Source organism: Undibacterium sp. 5I1 (assembly GCF_034314085.1).
GTDB lineage: Bacteria > Pseudomonadota > Gammaproteobacteria > Burkholderiales > Burkholderiaceae_D > Undibacterium.
Map to the genome: position 1 here is coordinate 4231678 of NZ_JAVIWI010000001.1, position 18490 is coordinate 4250167.

Here is an 18490-nt window from a genome sequence, read left to right on the forward strand (position 1 = left end):
CCCGATATAACGATAAGAGTTCAAGCGCACAGACGCGCAGCGTATTGCATGCGATGTTGAAACGACGGTGAAATCTGATTTAGTGAGTTTATGCTAGGGAAGTTGCTTGTCGTCAATGCATATCGTTCGCTATGATTGCCAACTAATGACGATAAGTAACTCATTTAATACGTCCTAATTCTGGCTGACGATAATATTGAACAGTATTTTTCATCATCAATTTGTTGCAACACTTCATTTCAACCCAATAGAGGCAGTCCATGACCAGTTTGATCGCATTATATTCCATCGTCTTTGTGTTGATTAACCTGGTCATTGCTCTGGTAATCGGAGCTTATATGTTCCATCAGCAGAACATCCACGCCACATTCACCATACGGGTATTGACCGGTCTTGGGGTGGGTGTGGTCTTAGGTGCGTTGATGCATATGACCTACAGCGGCGATCCATCAACTGCATTGGTCATCACGACAACCAACTCCTATCTGGATATCGTCGGCACCGGTTACGTGAAGCTGCTACAGATGATCGTCATGCCACTGATTATGGTATCGATCGTCGGGGCGATACTCAAACTTAAGGGGGCTAGTTCGCTTGGCAAAATCAGTGCGCTGACGATTGGTACTTTGCTCGCAACGACCATGGTGGCAGCAGGTATCGGTATTTTGATGGCCAAACTATTTGGCCTTACTGCAATAGGCTTAAGTTCCAATGCGGCGGAGATTGCGCGTGGAGAATATTTGCAAGGCACACTGGCAAGCGCAAAGGCAGTCAGTCTGCCTAGCTTGTTGATCAGTTTTATACCGACCAATCCATTTCTGGATTTAACAGGGGCACGCAAAACCTCCACCATTGCTGTTGTGATTTTTTCGATTTTTATTGGCATCTCTGCTACCGGTATTGCGAATGTCAAACCGCTATTGTTCGCATCTTTTACGCACTTTGTCAGCGTGGCGCAAGCAATCATTATGCGGATGGTAACGTTGGTACTTCGTCTCACGCCCTATGGCGTATTTGCCCTGATGACCATGGTCGTCGCAGAATCAAGTTATGCCGATATTCTGAAACTAATCAACTTTGTAGTTGCTTCGTACAGCGCATTGTTGCTGATGTTTGGTGTGCATCTGTGTCTGATCGCTGGGGCCGGACTCAATCCCGCTCGTTTTGCAAAAAAGATTTTTCCTGTGCTGGCGTTCGCCTTCACTTCCCGTACAAGCATGGGTGCAATACCGATGAATGTACAAACTCAGACGCAGCGCTTGGGTACGCCCGAGGGTATCGCTAATTTTGCGGCATCTTTTGGCGCCACTATCGGACAGAATGGCTGCGCGGGAATTTATCCCGCCATGCTTGCGGTCATGATCGCACCGACTGTTGGGATTGATCCCTTCACCTTCAGCTTCATCGCACAACTGATTGCTGTCGTTACCATTGGTTCAATCGGCGTTGCAGGCGTCGGCGGCGGCGCTACTTTTGCTGCGCTGATTGTACTTTCAACGATGAATTTACCGGTCGCGTTGGCTGGCTTGTTGATTTCGGTCGAGCCGTTAATCGATATGGGTCGCACCGCGCTAAACGTTAGCGGTGCAATCACTGCCGGTACTATTACCAGCAGGATATTAGGGGTGACCGATATGGATGTATTTAATAACGACGTGACCCTTAACCTTGATGAAGTTGAAAAGGCGATTTGATGATCAGCATCAGATTAAAAGCATTAATGTTTCCATTTGCCGTCGATTGGCGCAATATTTTGCTGAATTAAATTAGAAATGTAATTCAGGACGTTACTTTTAGGACGATTTAAATTTAGAGGCTCAATTAAGATTCAAATATTTTTAGTCGATAGAATGCTAGTGTCTAACTGTCTTTAGCGTTCAACCTTGTAAGGTGCTCGACCAGATCACTGTTTTCTATCGTTAGCATTGCAACGAGTGCGTTGAGCCGGGTAATTTCGGCTTGAAGCGTATTTATTTCTTTACTCACAGTATTATTTGGGTCAGCTTTTTCTGTGGGCACCGTCAGTTTTATTTGTTTGTTTGATGACTTCATCTCTCGCACTGATTTTGCTGCCTGTTGTAACTCTTTTTTACCACCGGCGACAGCGGCGATTTGCTGTTCGCTGGGGAGAGAGGCAATCGCGGCCGCTGCACTGATCGAGATTGTGCCAGCGCGCACGGCCTCCACTAGCGCAGGTGAGGCTGCCTTTTGGATTTTTTCAATTTGAGTAACCGCGTTGCTGCTAATACCTGCGGCCTTGGCGATATCTTCACGGTTGACTTTGGATTTAGGCTCGACTGGTTTGTCGGCTGCTGTCTCACTATTTAGTTCCACCGTATCTTGCGTAGGCGATTCGGCCGCCGCACTGGATTGTTGCTGTGTCCGTGCTGCTACAATTTCTTGTTTGCGTAATGCCAGCATGCCACGTTGAAAGTCGGTGACACTGCGGCGTCCAATATGGTTATCGATCAGCCACAACACCACATCCTCCATGCTGTTGAGGCTGGTATTTTGTACGGTGTTAAATGGCAATCCATGTTGCTGGCAAATTGCATAGCGGTTGTGCCCATCAATCAGGGTGTCACCCCAAAGAACGAGCGCATCGCGGCAACCTTCCCGCAGGATGCTACGTTCTAGTGCTTCATATTCGTTTGGGGTTAACGGGTCGATCAAAGCAACTTGTGCCCGCAGGTCTTGATTGATTTTGATATTCATTGAAGATAAAAATAGGGATTGGTCAGTGTGCTGTCGCAGAGTGATTGATGGCTGTTGCGCCACATGCTTGCCGAGAAATCGTTCATCGGTATAAAATATACTCACGGTGAGTATATTTATTTGTCCATATAATCATTGGACAATAAGGCATATTATTAAGAAATCATAGGGAGTATATCGGAAAAAGCGGATGGAACGCGATCTACATAGTGGACATTACGCCACTTTAAGACATATTCAAGCCGTCCAGTGACGGCAAAAATCTAGAAAATAAGCCAGACGTGCAGATAGCATTTTATTCTGATGGCGGATTAAATAAAAGCGCCGTTCTAACTTGGGGATGCTGGTCTTCATCTCCACCAAGCGACCGATACTGAGCAAATCCGCGACCACGCGGCGCGACAGGCAGGCGACCCCCAGACCTTCTGCCGCTGCGTATTTGATGGCTTCTGAATTGCCAAATTCCCCAGCAGGTTGTAAGTGATGGAGGTGTGGCAACAGCGCATGTTCGACGGCTTCACGCGTACCAGAACCGGCTTCGCGCAAGAGCCAATGAGCGCTACGCAGCGCTTTAAGCGGAACCTTGTCGCCCGGTCTGCCAGCCAGGATGGGATCATGAGGGGCGCAGACGATAATCAGCTCATCGCTGATCCACGGCTCCACTGTCAGATCGGCCTGATGGCAAGGGCCTTCAATCAACCCAATATCCACTTCAAAATTGCTGACCGCCAGCGCGATGTCGCCGGTGTTGGCGATGGTGACATTGGGATGATGCGCGCCGGAAGTCGTCTGGCTCTTGTTGCTCATGGTGTTCAGTGCGGCCATGATCGCAGGCAGCAGATAGATGCCAATGGTCGTGCTGGCACCGATGCGAAGACCCGCGCCGGACGTCGCGTTCTGATCCAGAAATTGTTGCTCTATGGTGTTGGCGGCATCGAGTATCTGGCTGGCTTGCGGTAACAAGAGGCGGCCATTGTCATTTAACACCAAGCGTTTGCCAACACGGTCAAACAAACTGGTAGCCAAGCTGCTTTCGAGCTCATTGAGGGCAGCGCTGGTGGCCGACTGCGACAAACTCACCGTCTCGGCAGCAGCCGTAGTGGTGCCGGATTGTGCAATCGCCAGAAAAATTTGTAGCTGTCTGAGTGTCAGGCGCATAGAAGAAAAGCTTGCGGAGCTGCGGTCACTATTGCGGTCACTATCATGTTCACGTTGACGACTTTCGCGCCTGCTCAAGGCTGTCATCTGTCAGCCAGAGATCTGTTTGCAAAAACAGTTCGTCGCAATTGTGTCCTTGGCCTATTCTGTCCATTACAACAAAATCGCTGACTTGATGTAGTGTGATCAACGGATGATGCCAGACGCCTTTAGCATAATTGACACCCTGAAATCCGCGACCCAAAAATGCCCGTAAGTGCTCTACTTTGAAATCACCGGCAGGCGCAACGACGACCAGATATTCATCCCCTGTATTTTGTGTCACGGGAATAAACGCCTGACTACCGAGAGGATGACGTTCCATGATCGTGATTTCCATCGGCAACGCGCGCGGCTGACCACGGAACAGACTAATGATCGTTTGCCCGCCCTGATCTGCCGTATCCGCACTGGTCAGTGCATGGTAACGTTCAGTCGTACCCTGATTGATGGGATAGTGTCGCGCGCCCTCCAGCATAATCACATCGCCAAAAGCGGCAAAGCTGTCGCGGTTGAGAGGTTCGATGAGAAGTGCTGGCATAGGGTTCTAACAAAAAAAAGTAAAAATCGAACGAAAAAAATTCAGAAAAAAATATGACGATAATTACGGCAGGCGACTCCACAAACGCAACCGCGACACACCGCCGTCCGGCACAATATTAAACCGGATATGCGTAATAGGTCCTAGCGACTTGATCTGGTCGGCATAATAATGCTGATGATCCATTTGCAGTTTTTGTTCGCTTAATAGTATCGGCCAGAACATCGCTTGTGTAACCAGAGAAGTATCCGTACCACCAATCACATGCGCTGCCTGAATTGAGCAGGCATCAGGGAAATTCCCCTTGAAATAGCAGGTATCGACTTCAATTTTTTCTACAATACCCGGATGTGCTAATGCGATGATGCACCAGTCGTTCCCCGGTTCGCGCCGACGACGGGTTTCCCAGCCATCACCCATATTAACTCCACGTCCTGGCATTAACATATTGGATGCCAGACCAAAATGCTGATTGGCCGCAGCGACGACATAGCCACCGTTTTCAACAGAAATCAGATCGAATAATTCTGTGCGGTCTGCTGTGTCCCAATTTGCTTGTGGTTGTCCATACACACGCAATCGGGCAACGCCACCGTCGGGATAAATATTCAGTCGCAGGTGGGTAAATGCTTGCGTCGTCTTAATCTCGTGATAGTGATGGCTATTGCCTTGCAAGTTGACCGAGGGCAGAATTTCTTGCCACTCTGTTTGCGCATCAGGCGCACCGTCGGCGACATACGCAGCTTCCAATGATGCTGCTGGCGGGTAGTTACCAGTAAAGTGACTGGTGTCGATATCCACACCCTTGATTACGCCGGCGCGTGCCAGTTTAAGCACGCACCAGTCATAACCGCTGACACGCTTGCGACGGGACTCCCAACCATCCATCCATTTGCCGTTGGTATCGTATTTGCCGACAATAAATACTGCCGGATCGGGATTGAGCATGCGCGACATTTCAGCAAAAAAATCGTCACTGCAAGCAAGGGTAGCGGCACCCAAACGCGGATCAGCGAGATTGGGGTAGCGGCGCGTAAAGTCGGGAGCATTTGCATCGAGTTGAATGATGGTCATGGGCTTCTCTTCTCTTAAGTGTTTTTCGGACTTACGCAAAAATGCCCCAGCTGCGTTACAGCGACTCGCCATACTAAAGTACTGTCTTCGTCGCTACGCTTTGCTGGGACAATTTTGCGTAAGTCCTAGTTTTAATAAATAGGGCTAATGTTTGATCGCATAATGGTAGTCGTCACTTCGCGCCGTTTTCAACCCAGTGCGCAATCGTTGCACGCTCGGCATCGGTGATATTAGTGATGTTCCCCATCGGCATAATCTTCTGTTGCACCACTTGCTGATAAATCAGTTGCGCTTTACCTTTGATTTGCGCGGGATCATCCAGCATCAGTCCTTTCGGCGCCACCGCCATCAGACTAGGTTTGGCTGCATGGCATTGGATACAGCGTAACTGTATGATCTGCTGAACCTGTGCAAACTCTGTATCGACTTTGACACTCGATGCAGGCTCTGCAGTTGTCCCAATCGAAGCTGTGGGTGTAGCTACCAAAGCAGCAGGTTTTGGCGCAATCCATGCTGCGACTGCCGCCAAGATGACAATCGCTGCAACAGGAAATACATAGTTGGTATTGCCCTTATGCCGCAGAATAAAAAACTGACGTATCAACACGGCTGCGGCCATGATCAATACCAGCACCAGCCAATTATGCTCGCTGGCATAGGTCATGCTGTAATGGTTGGACAACATCGCAAACAAGACAGGTAGGGTGAAGTAGGTATTGTGGACGCTGCGTTGTTTGCCGCGCTGACCGTAGATTGGATTCACCGGCTCGCCCGCGCGCATCGCGGCGATGACTTTGCGCTGCCCGGGAATGATCACAAAAAATACATTCGCACTCATGATCGTGGCAATCATGGCACCGATGATCAGGAAGGCAGCACGGCCAGAAAATAAATGACAGGCACCCCATGAAGCAGCAAGCACATACGCCGCCACCAGCGCCGATAATAGACGACTATTTTGATTCAACGCCCTGCACAGTAAGTCATAAACGATCCAGCCCAAAACCAAAAATCCGAGCGCCAATACGACCGCTATCGTTGGCGTCAGATCAGCAACTCTCGGATCAATCAGATAGGTTTTTGCGTTGAACAAATACAGCAGAGAAAATAAGCTAAAACCCGACAACCAAGTGCTATACGACTCCCAATAAAACCAATGTAAATCGTCGACCAGTTTGGGTGGTGTGCCAGTATATTTTTGTGGGTTATAAAAGCCGCCCCCGTGCACTGCCCACAGTTCGCCGCCGACACCTTGTTTTTTTAATTGCTCATCCACCGGCGGTTTTAAACTATTGTCCAGCCAGACAAAATAAAACGACGAGCCTATCCACGCGATCGCGACGATCACATGCAGCCAGCGTAGCAGCAGATTGGCCCACTCTAATAAATATGCTTCCATGCTTTATAGCTTCCCTTGTTTGAATCTTAGTGATTGGCGTTTGGTTTGAGTGAGTTCAGTCTAAATATACAAATTGAGGTAGTTCAATCGAGTCGATGCAATGTCAATTCGTTGCCTCAAATTGTTGCCGCAAATCCTAGGCTCAACTACCGCGATAAGTAGAATAACTCCATGGCGTCACCACCAGCGGAACGTGATAATGCTGCTGCGGATGTGCGACGCCAAAGCGCAATGTCACTACGCCAAGGAAGCTAGGCTCTGGCAAGTTGACGCCCATTTTTTGGAAGTAACTGCCGACATCAAAATCGATCTCATACACGCCGGTGTTGAGCGCATCACTTTCCAGCAAAGGCTGATCGCAACGACCGTCGGCATTGGTCTGCACGGAACAAACTACCAGCCGTTGCCCGTCTTTGATTTGATAGAGTTGAACGGCAACGCCCTGACCGGGTTTGCCATGTGCGGTGTCTAGTACGTGGGTAGTTATACGTCCCATGATGTGTCCCATCCTGATTCCTTCACGATTAAAACACTAGCTTTGGGGGCGCTCTTGCTGGTTGAAGCAGGCCTGAAAACTGGGCTAAAAATTGGCCTGAAAACGAGCTGAAACTGATGAGCGACCTTCTATTATCGAAGTGTCGGGATGGCGACTGATTTTATTGCTCTTTATTATCGATGGTGCCGGTCAATAGAGAGAATAAAAATGCGGATCGCCTGAAAATATTGACAACAAAAAAATACAATATTGTAGACAATAGTAGGGAGGTAATTTCTGGCTGTCAAACAGATTTTAAAATAAATGCCGGATTGTGCTGGTTCTTTTGGCGATGCAATTGGGTTTTAATCACTTCGCCCAGCCGTCGCAGTCATTGCGGATGCTGATGAGTCGTTGATGAATTACTGAAATTCAGCACCCAACTCTTTTTGTCATTAAAAATCGCTTGTAATTGTCGACAATCTATATTTTAATGAACCGATCATCCCGATCCTAAGTAAAACCATGAACGACACTCTCAAGCTTGCCGCACTAGACGGCAAGTCAGCCACAACGGATCAGCCAGCGGAAGAACGTATGTACCGCGAGATCTACGACGCCATTATGGAGCACCGTCTGCCTGCCAAGACCAAACTGGCAGAACAATCGCTCGCCGAGATATATCAGCTCGCCCGCCACGGCGTGCGGAAAGTTTTAAGTCAGTTAGCCGCCGATGGTCTGGTTGATCTGGAGCCTAACCGTGGTGCGTTTATCGCCAGTCCCAGCGAGCAAGAGGCGCAAGACATGTTTGAATTACGCCAGAGTCTGGAGCAACTGGTGCTAGAAAAAATTGTGCAATCGACCAGTCATGACAAAGCCACACAATTAACAGCGCTGCGCGAGATGGTGGAGCGTGAGCGTGCCGCTTACATGCAGGGCGATCGCTCACTCTGGATCCGGTTGTCAGCGGATTTTCATATTGAACTAGCGAAGCTGAGTGGTAACCAGTTGTTGGTCGATATGCTGCGTCGGCTGGTATCACGAACCACACTCTTGATCTCCAGTCTGGAGGCGTCCGGCGCACCTGCCAGCGCACAACCCTGCTCCTTTGATGAACATTTAAATGTGATCTCGGCGCTGGAACAAAAAGATCGCGCTACCGCATTGCACGCCATGGCACACCATCTGGAGCAGTGTGCTTGCCGGACACAAAAGAAAGCGGATAAAGGCTTTGACCTGCGCGCTGCCTTAGGAAAATCTCGCTCTGCTTAGATATATACCCCAGTAGGTATATTTTAATCGTCCAAATAATCATTGGACAATAGAGCATATTTTATAAAAATAATGGGGAGTATATTAAAAATGAGTGAAAGTACCTATCCACGTGATCTAATCGGCTACGGCCGTCACGTGCCTCATGCGCAATGGCCACAACAAGCGCGGATTGCTGTCCAGTTTGTGCTGAATTATGAAGAGGGCGGTGAAAATTGTGTACTGCATGGTGATCCTGCCTCGGAACAATTTTTATCCGAAATCGTTGGCGCTGCTGCCTATGAAGCGCGGCATATGTCGATGGAATCGATTTACGAATACGGTTCCCGCGCGGGTGTCTGGCGGATTTTGCGCGAGTTCGAACAACGTAAGCTGCCGCTCACCGTATTTGGTATCGCGATGGCATTGCAACGCCATCCTGACGTGACTCAAGCTTTTGGTGAGCTGGGTCATGAGATTGCTTGCCACGGTTTGCGCTGGATTCATTATCAGCATATGGAAGAAGCTAAAGAGCGCGAGCACATGCAACAGGCGGTCGAGATTATGCGCACGCTGACCGGCAGCGCGCCGCTGGGCTGGTACACCGGACGCGATTCCCCGAATACGCGCAAGCTGGTGGTAGAGCATGGTGGCTTTGCCTATGACTCGGATTACTACGGCGATGATTTACCGTTCTGGACTGATGTCACCGTCTCCGATGGCAGCAGCAAACCACACTTGGTCGTGCCGTACACCCTCGACAGTAATGACATGCGTTTCGCCACGCCACAAGGATTTAACACCAGCGATCATTTCTATCAATATCTAAAAGATAGCTTTAATGTGCTCTATGCCGAAGGCGATCCTTACGGCCTCAATGCACCAAAGATGCTGTCGATCGGGATGCACTGCCGCTTGCTTGGTCGTCCCGGACGCTTCCGCGCCTTACAGCGATTTTTAGATTATGTGCAGATGCATGACAAGGTGTGGATTTGCCGCCGCATTGATATCGCCCAGCATTGGATGGCACAGCATCCGTATCAGAAATAAATCAGAAATAAATTAGAAATAAACGTAAATATTACGATCATCATGCCCACAACAATCTCACTCGCAGAACTAAACCACATGGACCGTGCTGAATTTATCCGGCTGCTCGGCGGCATTTTTGAGCACTCGCCCTGGGTGGCAGAGCGGGCAGAGCCACATCGTCCGTTTGCCTCACTCAATGATTTGCACAGCGCGATGGCAGACGCGGTACGCAGCGCGGAGTTCGATATGCAATTAGCCTTGATACGCGCCCATCCAGAGCTGGCTGGCAAAGCGGCAGTGCGCGGAGAACTGTCAGCAGAATCAACCCGGGAACAAAGCGGCGCGGGCTTAAATCAATGCAGTGCTGAAGAATTTGACCAGCTGCAAACATTGAATAGCGCGTACAACGAAAAATTTGGTTTCCCGTTTGTGATCGCAGTGCGGGGACATGACCGGCAAAGTATCATCGCGCATTTTACGCGTCGCTTAGCCTCAGATCAGACCACCGAAATGCAAGAATGTCTGGAGCAGATCATTCGTATCGGTGGTTTTCGTTTAGCGGATATGGTAGCTGCTTAGGCAATTACTTGGGCAGTTGCTAGGTAGTTGCTAGGTAGTTGCTAGGTAGTTGATTATGCAGTTGATTAATAGCGCCCTCAGACTCAAGCTGAGCGTCTGATTAATCAGGCTTACGAAATTCGTTTTCTATCCAGGTTGTTGCGCTGGCTTTCGTTAGCTTAAATGTCGGCGCAACCCGCACTTTGGCAAGTTCCGTGTTATCCGCATCATGTGCGCTGAGCATCGCATAGGGATCGTCGTCATCCGGCACGATATCCAGACTAATTTTAAAGTCAGCCGTGTCGGTGCTGACCATCAGACTCTTGTGCAAAATGGCATGCAATTGTTGCTCGTGACGGCGAATGACTTCGGATGCGGTTTTTACCAACGTCCCAAATGCGTTCGCATCTAGCGGCTTAGGATTTTTTTTATCGCGTCCCATGGTCCATGGACCGACGAGCGCAGGCTCTGGCTCACCATCCTTGATCATCGCCACCGCCCAACCTTCATCATCGTCGTTCTTGATTACGCGCGCAGTCCAGCCCTTATCACGCCACAGCCGTGGCTCTTGGGTTTTAGTGTCACTATCTTGGTTTATTTCGTCAGACATAGTAGGTATCGGTCGCAGCTGGGGTGAGTGGTAATTAATTCATGCAAGTTGCTAATGAAGTAATCAATAGAATGAATAGGACTTACGCAAAATTGTCCCGCCAAGGTGCAGCATCGAAGCTGGTGCGGTTTGTGTAAGTCCTACCAGACTGGCTATTTTGCCGTATTGTCTATCAGCTTAAAATGCGTAGCCGGCTTTGACTACTGCGAAGTTGACGCCGGGGTTTGGATGTTTTACGCCACCGTTTGAATAATGTTGAATCTTAAAAGCAATGTCCCAACCATTGGTGAGTACGTAACCTACGCCAATGTGGTCGCCAAATTGGAAATTCGTCGAAAATGTCCGGCCATTATTGTCATATATCTCCGACAACATATGTAAGCCGATACCGGCTTCTCCATAAAGTCCTTTTTTACTATCGTTTTGCAGACGGAAAACAGGTGTTATGCCAGCATCAATCAGACTTTGTTTTACGCCATGTCCCTGATAATTATTTTCTTGCCAGTCAGCTAGGGTCGCATCCCAATAACCACTGAGATTGGTGCCGTTAGATTTAAACCATTGCTGATCCCAGTTCCATTGAGCACCGCCGCGTACCATTTTTGTTTTATTTCCTGTTGCGAATTCTAATGACGCCGAATCCACGGCATGTGCCAGCGTTTGGGTTGATAAAATGACCAAGGCGCATAACAGCGAATTTTTTGCAGATGATTTCATAAAACCATGCCTTATTAAATAATAAAAAAAGAGAATTTTTGCTATTGTACCAATTAGGGTCTGTTATCACTTATTCGCACTCCCGGCTTGAGTAATAACAGACCTTAGCAAGCTTATCCAATATTGCAGTATAAAGAGATTCGGCGTTTAGGCTCATTCGCATTCTCAAATCATAGGTCAACCAACAATTCATATGACAAAACCTCGTATTGCATTCTTAGGGATCGGTTTGATGGGAAAGCCGATGGCCACACGCCTTATACAAGCAGAATATCCATTGACTGTCTGGAATCGCACCAGCAGCAAATGTAGCGCCTTAGGTGCGCTAGGGGCCGATATCGCTGAGACGCCATTGGCCGCCATCAATGGCTGTCATAAAGCTAATATCGTTATCAGCATGCTGGAAAGAGGGAATATCGTCGCGGATATGATCCAACAGACTTTGCCTGCATTGTGTGGTGATGAAATTTGGATAGATATGAGTTCTACCCAACAAGCAGAGGCACAGCAATTCGATCAAGTACTACGTGATAAAAAGTTAGGCTTTATAGATGCACCAGTCTCCGGTGGGGTGATCGGTGCAAAAGCGGGTTCTTTGGCGATTATGGCTGGTGCGAATGAGGCTGATTACGCTCGTGTTCGGGCTATTCTTAGCGTGATGGGGAAGCCTACTCGTGTTGGCCCGCCGGGTACCGGGCAGTTAGCTAAACTTTGTAATCAGTTAATTGTTGGCGGCACCATTAGCATCGTTGCAGAGGCATTATTGTTAGCACAAGCTGGCGGAGCCGATCCTGCTGCGGTACGCAATGCATTGCGGGGCGGTTTTGCTGAGAGCCGGATTTTAGAGGTACATGGACAACGTATGTTGGAGCGTAATTTTCTACCCGGCGGGCAAGTAAAAAGTCAGGCAAAAGATATGGAAAATATCCGAAAGGCCGCGCAACTTGCTGAGCTTGAATTGCCCGTGACAGAACTGATTGCTGAAATATATCGCAGTATTTTGGGCAGCTTGCCCGGTGCCGATCATTCAGCCGCATTGCTCGCTTTAGAGCAAAAAAATCCCGGTAAACGTTTGGGTACTAAGGAAGATATTTTTCCTGTATAAAATACAATTGAGACAGGAGATATGCAAAACCGCCTCAGCTGCGTTGCAGTGTCTTACTGGGACAATTTTGCGTAAGTCCTCAACAGATAAGAATCTGACACTAATACTAAAGCCCAAAATCATACCGCCGCAGAGAAAATCTTATGACAACCACCTTAACAGCCTCTTCCAATTTGCTCGATGTATTAGGGCAGCTGGTTTCTTTCAAAACAATGTCGAAAGATCCAAATCTTGAGCTCATCTTCTGGGTCAAGGACTATCTTGCAAACTACGGTGTGGAGTCACGTTTAACTTATGACAGCACTGGCAAAAAAGCCAATTTATTCGCAACGATCGGTGAGGGAAAAAAGCCCGGCATTATCTTGTCTGGTCATACCGATGTGGTGCCTGTAGAGGGGCAAGACTGGCATAGCGATCCCTTTGTCACCACGATTAAAGATGGTCGGGTTTACGCGCGGGGATCCGCGGATATGAAGGGCTATATTGCGGCGGCGCTATTAGCAGTGCCACACTACCTCGCAGCGGACAAAGATACTGCCTTGCATCTTGCCTTGTCCTATGATGAAGAAGTCGGATGTCTGGGTGTGCGCAGCCTGATCCGTGATCTGGAGGAGATCGGTCTTAAGCCAGCCTCATGCATCGTTGGTGAACCCACGTTAATGCAGCCCATCATCGCTCACAAAGGTACTCATCGGTTTCGTTGTTGCGTACGTGGACGCGAAGCACATTCCAGCTACACCACGCAAGGTGTTAATGCGATTGAATATGCGGCAAAAATTGTCGTCTATATCCGTGATATCGCTGATCGTTTAGCAAAACAAGAGCAACGCGATAATGCCTATACAGTTCCCTACAGCACCTTACAAACCGGATTGATGCGCGGTGGCCTAGCAACCAATATCGTGCCGCGCGATTGCGAATTTCAATTTGAAGCACGCACCTTGCCAGAGATGAAAGCGGAAAACTTGTATCAAGAAATCCAAGACTATGCGGCAGGTTTGTTACCGCAAATGTTAGCAGTAGAGCCGCTAGCCCGGATTGATTTTGAATGGCTGGCATCGGCACCTGGTTTGCAAATGCAAGAGTCTGATGCGATTGTGCAGCTAGCAGCACGCCTGGCAGGCAACGCACCAAACGGTGCTGTGTCGTATGGAACAGAGGCCGGCCTATTTCAACAAGCGGGTATTCCAACTGTGATTTGTGGCCCTGGAAGTATTGAGCAGGCTCACACTCCGAATGAGTATGTAGAACTGGACCAATTAGCGCAATGCGAACAATTTATGCAGCGTTTAATTGCATCCACTGAATAAAGATTATTGGCGTGCCAGCGTCTTTAGACCATTTAGAAAACCCCGCTTAAACCAAGCGCTGCCAAATCGCAGTCGTCGCCGCCGCCTGATTCAGCGAATAAAAATGCAAGCCAGGGGCACCGCCTGCCAGCAAGCGTTCGCACAAGTGCGTTACCACGTCCAGACCAAAGGCTTTAATGGAGGCCGTGTCATCGCCGAAGCTGGCTAGTTTTAAGCGCACCCAGCGTGGGATTTCTGCGCCGCACATTTCTGAGAAGCGCATCAGCTGGCTGCTGTTCGTGATGGGCATAATGCCAGCCACGATCGGTGCGGTAACGCCCGCTTTTTGTGCCAGTTCTACAAACTGAAAATAGGCATCGGCATTATAAAAATACTGAGTGATCGCCGCGTTTGCCCCCGCGTTGATCTTGCGCACAAAGCTTTGTAAATCATCTTGTGGCGAGCGTGCTTGAGGGTGCATTTCTGGATAAGCGGCAACTTCGATATGAAACCAGTCACCGGTTTCTGCACGAATAAATTCCACCAACTCATTGGCATAACGGAACTCACCTGCTGCACCATAACCGCTGGGTAAATCGCCACGTAAGGCGACCAGACGATGGATGTCATTGGCCTGATATTGTTTGAGAATATCGCGAATAGAATCGCGGGTGCCGCCGACGCAAGACAGATGTGGTGCTGCGGCATAACCTTCTTTGCGGATATCGATCACCGTATCCAGCGTACCTTGTTGCGTGGTACCGCCAGCGCCAAAGGTGACTGAGAAATATTTAGGTTGCAACTCTGCCAGTTTGGCACGTGTAACACGCAATTTTTCTGCGCCTTCCGCTGTTTTAGGCGGGAAAAATTCGATACTGAAATTGTGCTCGGACATTATTTTTTAAACAGTAAGGTGGAGAGCGTCCAAGAGATCACGCTATATAACAATGCGCCACCCACAGCTGACCAGAAACCAGCGACATGGAAACCATCAACTAAATTGGCGACACCCCAAAACATCAGACCATTGATGATGAAGATGAATAGGCCAAGCGTCAGCACAGTGACTGGCAGTGTCAAAATCAGCAGAATAGGGCGGATGATGGCGTTCACAAAACCCAATACCAAGGCAACAATCAGTGCGGTAACAAAGCTGTCAATCGACACCGAGTGCATAAGGTAGGGTAGGGCAAGTAAGGCGAGGCCGTTGATGATCCAGGTGGCTAGCAGGCGCATGGGTTCTCCAGTGTGATGGCGAATTGAAAAACAGAAGTAGTATTAAAAATAGCCCCTCCCCAACAAACTGGTGACGGGCTATTGCATTCTACTAAATCTTCTTATTAATAACGATATTGCTCTGGCTTGTAAGGGCCATTTTTGCTGACGCCGATATATGCTGCTTGCTCATCTGTCAGCTCACTCAACTGCGCATTAAGTTTTTTCAATTGCAGGCGAGCGACTTTTTCATCCAGATGTTTTGGCAATGTGTAGACGCCAACCGGATACTTGTCATTGTTTAAGAACAGTTCGATTTGTGCGATGGTTTGATTCGCAAAAGAAGAACTCATCACATACGATGGATGACCAGTGCCGCAACCCAGATTGACCAGACGACCTTCGGCCAGCAAGATAATGCGACGACCGCTAGGGAAGATCACGTGATCGACTTGTGGCTTAATGTTTTCCCAGGTGTATTGCTTGAGTGCGGCGACGTCGATTTCATTGTCGAAGTGGCCTATGTTGCAAACAATTGCCTGATCTTTCATCTTCAGCATGTGAGCATGGCTGATGACGTGGTAATTACCGGTCGTCGTCACGAAAATATCACCGTGTTCCGCCGCATATTCCATGGTCACAACACGATAGCCTTCCATCGCTGCTTGCAATGCGCAGATAGGATCGATTTCCGTCACCCAGACTTGTGCAGATAGTGCACGCATTGCTTGTGCCGAACCTTTGCCCACGTCACCATAGCCAGCGATCACGGCTACTTTACCGGCGATCATGACGTCAGTTGCGCGCTTGATGCCATCGACTAAAGATTCACGGCAACCGTACAAATTGTCGAACTTGGATTTAGTGACTGAATCATTGACGTTGATCGCTGGGAAAGCGAGTTTGCCTTCTTTGTGCATCTGGTACAAACGGTGCACACCAGTGGTCGTTTCTTCTGTCACGCCTTTGATGGCTGCCAGACGTTTGGAGTACCAGGTAGCATTAGTTGCAAGCCTGGATTTGATGGCATTGAAGAGGCAGATTTCTTCTTCTGACCCCGGGTTTGACAGAACAGAAATATCTTTCTCTGCACGTGTACCGAGGTGTAGCAACAATGTTGCGTCGCCGCCGTCATCCAAAATCATGTTGGAATAACCACCGTCGGTCCAGTCAAAAATACGGTGTGTGAAATCCCAGTATTCATCCAGATTTTCGCCTTTAAATGCGAATACCGGCGTGCCGCCCGCAGCGATTGCCGCAGCAGCATGATCTTGAGTGGAGTAAATATTGCAGGAAGCCCAGCGTACTTGGGCGCCGAGTGCATTCAGCGTTTCGATCAGTACCGCAGTCTGGATTGTCATGTGCAGGGAGCCAGTAATGCGCGCACCTTTTAATGGCTGGCTGGCAGCGAATTCTTCACGAATTGCCATCAGACCTGGCATTTCTGTTTCTGCGATCTGGATTTCTTTGCGACCCCAGCTAGCTAAGCTGATATCGGCGACGAAAAAGTCTTGAGTGGATTTTGCTGCTGAGTTTGAAACAGGTGTGGCGGCTGCGGTAGTCATGGTGGTGGCGTTCATCACGCCCTCCTTTCTAAGTGAAAAAAGTAACGTGAGCGCAGTTGCAGTGTTGAACATCCAAGCCTGGCGAAATAGCAAGATTTCGTCGCAACGCTCCTCGGATTGGCTGAAGTATAGCGCACTTGGAATGCCACGTCTGTACTTTGCGCTGCCAGTTGCGGGTCAGTTTGACGGTGCTGATGTCACAATTTTAAGAAAAATAATTGTCGATAAGCTTGGTGATCAGTTTCTAGTCTAGGTCGGGGTTATTCAGAATTGTGTTTTGGCGCAGTAGGCGTTGAGGGAATATATTTCGATGGGTATTAATCCAAAGACACTGGATTTTTGCCTCTGATTCATTCTATTCATGCGTGATGCATCGCAACATCAACAATCTAATTGACCTGCTATATTGTTTTAATTGATCGACGACTGAAAGTTTTTGCTATGACGACCCAACAGCCATCTTTACCTGCTCAATCTCCCTCGCTCATTGCGCGTTGGATCTGGCCGCTGCGCTTTTTTTTGATCCTGTTGGTGCCGATGTCTTTGTTTGATGCCTGGCGATTTGGTCGTGCTCTGGAGATGCCGAATCTATTTGCGTTCTGGCCTTTTTTTGTGATGTATGGGGTTTTGAGTCTGATCGATTACGTGGTTGGTCAAGATACCTCACAGCCTGAGGAGAACGTGCGCCATATAGCTCTGTATCGGTGGATTGCGCTGGCTGCATTGCCGGTGCAATTATTGTCGCTGTGGTGGGGTTTGCATGTGTTCACGACGACGGATTTTAATTGGATCGGCAAGCTGGGCTGGATCTTTTCAGTCGGTGCCGTATCGGGGATTTTGGCGATCACCGTGGCGCATGAGTTGATCCATAAACCAACGCGCTTAGAGCAGTGGGTTGGTGGCATCTTGTTGTCTTCCGTCTGTTATGGCGGATTTAAAATTGAGCACGTGTATGGACATCATGTGAACGTATCTACCCCTAAGGACGCGTCGTCCGCCAAGTTATGGCAAACGGTGTATGGCTTTATTCCACAAGCGGTCTGGCACAACACTCTGAATGCCTGGCGACTCGAAAAAAATCGTCTTCAAAAACGTGGACTGTCCGCCTGGCGCAATGAGGTATTGCTTTGGTCTGCGGTATCTACTGTGTTTGCTGCGGCAGCGTTTTTACTCTTTGGTTGGGCTGGTGTGTGTTTTTTTGTCGGTCAGGCTGTCGTGGCGTTTTGTGAGCTGGAGGCGATCAATTACGTCGAGCATTACGGCTTGACCCGGCAACGCACTGAAAACGGTTATGAGCGTGTTCGTCCAGAGCATTCATGGAATTCCAGCTATCGTTTGATGAACTGGTTTTTGATGAATCTGGCGCGGCATTCTGATCATCATGCCTACGCATCTCGACGCTACCAGGAGTTGCGCCATTTTGAAGAGGCGCCGCAATTACCGGGCGGTTATGGGGCGATGGTGGTGCTGGCGTTTTGTCCGCCTTTATGGTTCCGGATTATTCATCCGCGGATTCCCGCGCATGTACGGCAAGCCGATGTCTGATGCGTTTTAGCAGGTGTTGGCTGGGCTTGTTTTGGGCTAGCTGACAAGGCAGGTAATGCAGAAGGAATTCATATACTCCCCATTAATTTTTTAAAATATAGCCTATTGTCCAGCAATTCTCTGGACAACTTAAAAATACATGGTGCAGTATATTATTTGATCTAACTGGGCAATGTGTTTTAAATGTAAAAAAAGCCAAATT

The 18490-nt window shown here is 48.7% G+C and carries 18 protein-coding genes and 1 riboswitch; of the genes, 7 read left to right on the plus strand and 11 right to left on the minus strand.

Annotation, left to right across the window (positions count from 1 at the left end):
* Positions 1-260: 260 nt before the first annotated feature.
* Positions 261-1694 carry an L-cystine transporter gene (locus RGU72_RS18535; RefSeq protein ID WP_322121154.1) on the plus strand — a complete coding sequence of 478 codons (1434 nt, stop codon included), beginning with the start codon at positions 261-263 and terminating at the stop codon, positions 1692-1694.
* Between the two features lie 166 nt (positions 1695-1860).
* Here the strand turns inward: RGU72_RS18535 and RGU72_RS18540 are convergent, their stop codons facing one another.
* The 6 genes from RGU72_RS18540 to uraH all read right to left on the minus strand — a co-directional run bounded on the left by RGU72_RS18540 (position 1861) and on the right by uraH (position 7422).
* Positions 1861-2715, minus strand: a complete 855-nt coding sequence (locus RGU72_RS18540; protein WP_322121681.1) for a hypothetical protein — start codon at positions 2713-2715, stop codon at positions 1861-1863.
* 237 nt (positions 2716-2952) lie between these two features.
* Positions 2953-3873, minus strand: coding sequence for a LysR family transcriptional regulator (locus RGU72_RS18545; RefSeq protein ID WP_322121682.1), 921 nt, complete (start codon positions 3871-3873; stop codon positions 2953-2955).
* Between the two features lie 49 nt (positions 3874-3922).
* Positions 3923-4453 (minus strand): ureidoglycolate lyase, encoded by a 531-nt coding sequence (locus tag RGU72_RS18550; protein ID WP_322121155.1) that lies wholly within the window; start codon positions 4451-4453, stop codon positions 3923-3925.
* A 63-nt stretch (positions 4454-4516) separates the two neighbouring features.
* Positions 4517-5527 (minus strand): allantoicase, encoded by a 1011-nt coding sequence (gene alc / locus RGU72_RS18555; protein WP_322121156.1) that lies wholly within the window; start codon positions 5525-5527, stop codon positions 4517-4519.
* A gap of 172 nt (positions 5528-5699) precedes the next feature.
* Positions 5700-6926, minus strand: a complete 1227-nt coding sequence (locus RGU72_RS18560; protein ID WP_322121157.1) for a urate hydroxylase PuuD — start codon at positions 6924-6926, stop codon at positions 5700-5702.
* Positions 6927-7068: 142 nt separating this feature from the next.
* A complete protein-coding gene (gene uraH / locus RGU72_RS18565; protein ID WP_322121158.1) occupies positions 7069-7422 on the minus strand; it encodes a hydroxyisourate hydrolase in 354 nt (117 codons plus the stop codon).
* A 504-nt stretch (positions 7423-7926) separates the two neighbouring features.
* Here uraH and RGU72_RS18570 point away from each other — a divergent pair.
* The 3 genes from RGU72_RS18570 to uraD all read left to right on the plus strand — a co-directional run bounded on the left by RGU72_RS18570 (position 7927) and on the right by uraD (position 10263).
* On the plus strand, positions 7927-8673 hold the full coding sequence (locus tag RGU72_RS18570; protein WP_322121159.1) for a GntR family transcriptional regulator: 747 nt from the start codon (positions 7927-7929) through the stop codon (positions 8671-8673).
* A gap of 90 nt (positions 8674-8763) precedes the next feature.
* On the plus strand, positions 8764-9702 hold the full coding sequence (gene puuE, locus RGU72_RS18575) for an allantoinase PuuE (protein ID WP_322121160.1): 939 nt from the start codon (positions 8764-8766) through the stop codon (positions 9700-9702).
* A 39-nt stretch (positions 9703-9741) separates the two neighbouring features.
* On the plus strand, positions 9742-10263 hold the full coding sequence (gene uraD / locus RGU72_RS18580; RefSeq protein WP_322121683.1) for a 2-oxo-4-hydroxy-4-carboxy-5-ureidoimidazoline decarboxylase: 522 nt from the start codon (positions 9742-9744) through the stop codon (positions 10261-10263).
* 100 nt (positions 10264-10363) lie between these two features.
* Here the strand turns inward: uraD and RGU72_RS18585 are convergent, their stop codons facing one another.
* Entirely contained in the window at positions 10364-10852 is a 489-nt protein-coding gene (locus RGU72_RS18585) for a hypothetical protein (RefSeq protein WP_322121161.1), read from the minus strand.
* A 177-nt stretch (positions 10853-11029) separates the two neighbouring features.
* Positions 11030-11569, minus strand: a complete 540-nt coding sequence (locus tag RGU72_RS18590) for an acyloxyacyl hydrolase (protein ID WP_322121162.1) — start codon at positions 11567-11569, stop codon at positions 11030-11032.
* Between the two features lie 193 nt (positions 11570-11762).
* Here RGU72_RS18590 and RGU72_RS18595 point away from each other — a divergent pair, with 193 nt between their 5' ends.
* Both RGU72_RS18595 and argE read left to right on the plus strand, forming a co-directional pair.
* Entirely contained in the window at positions 11763-12674 is a 912-nt protein-coding gene (locus tag RGU72_RS18595; protein WP_322121163.1) for an NAD(P)-dependent oxidoreductase, read from the plus strand.
* Positions 12675-12817: 143 nt separating this feature from the next.
* The gene (gene argE / locus RGU72_RS18600; protein ID WP_322121164.1) at positions 12818-13984 is read left to right on the plus strand and encodes an acetylornithine deacetylase; all 1167 of its coding nucleotides are present in this window, start codon (positions 12818-12820) and stop codon (positions 13982-13984) included.
* Between the two features lie 46 nt (positions 13985-14030).
* On the opposite strand, the gene metF is transcribed toward argE, so the two are convergent.
* From metF to ahcY, 3 genes are all read right to left on the minus strand, one after another.
* Positions 14031-14858: a methylenetetrahydrofolate reductase [NAD(P)H] gene (gene metF / locus RGU72_RS18605; RefSeq protein ID WP_322121165.1), complete on the minus strand. Its 828-nt coding sequence runs from the start codon at positions 14856-14858 to the stop codon at positions 14031-14033.
* On the minus strand, positions 14858-15199 hold the full coding sequence (locus RGU72_RS18610) for a phage holin family protein (protein WP_322121166.1): 342 nt from the start codon (positions 15197-15199) through the stop codon (positions 14858-14860). Before RGU72_RS18610 ends, metF begins: the two co-directional genes overlap by 1 nt.
* 104 nt (positions 15200-15303) lie before the next feature.
* Positions 15304-16758 carry an adenosylhomocysteinase gene (ahcY, locus tag RGU72_RS18615; protein WP_416200138.1) on the minus strand — a complete coding sequence of 485 codons (1455 nt, stop codon included), beginning with the start codon at positions 16756-16758 and terminating at the stop codon, positions 15304-15306.
* Positions 16759-16784: 26 nt separating this feature from the next.
* A riboswitch (S-adenosyl-L-homocysteine riboswitch) is annotated at positions 16785-16863 on the minus strand.
* 321 nt (positions 16864-17184) lie between these two features.
* Between ahcY and RGU72_RS18620 the strand changes: the two genes are divergently transcribed.
* A complete protein-coding gene (locus RGU72_RS18620; protein WP_322121167.1) occupies positions 17185-18288 on the plus strand; it encodes an alkane 1-monooxygenase in 1104 nt (367 codons plus the stop codon).
* The last annotated feature ends 202 nt before the right edge of the window (positions 18289-18490 follow it).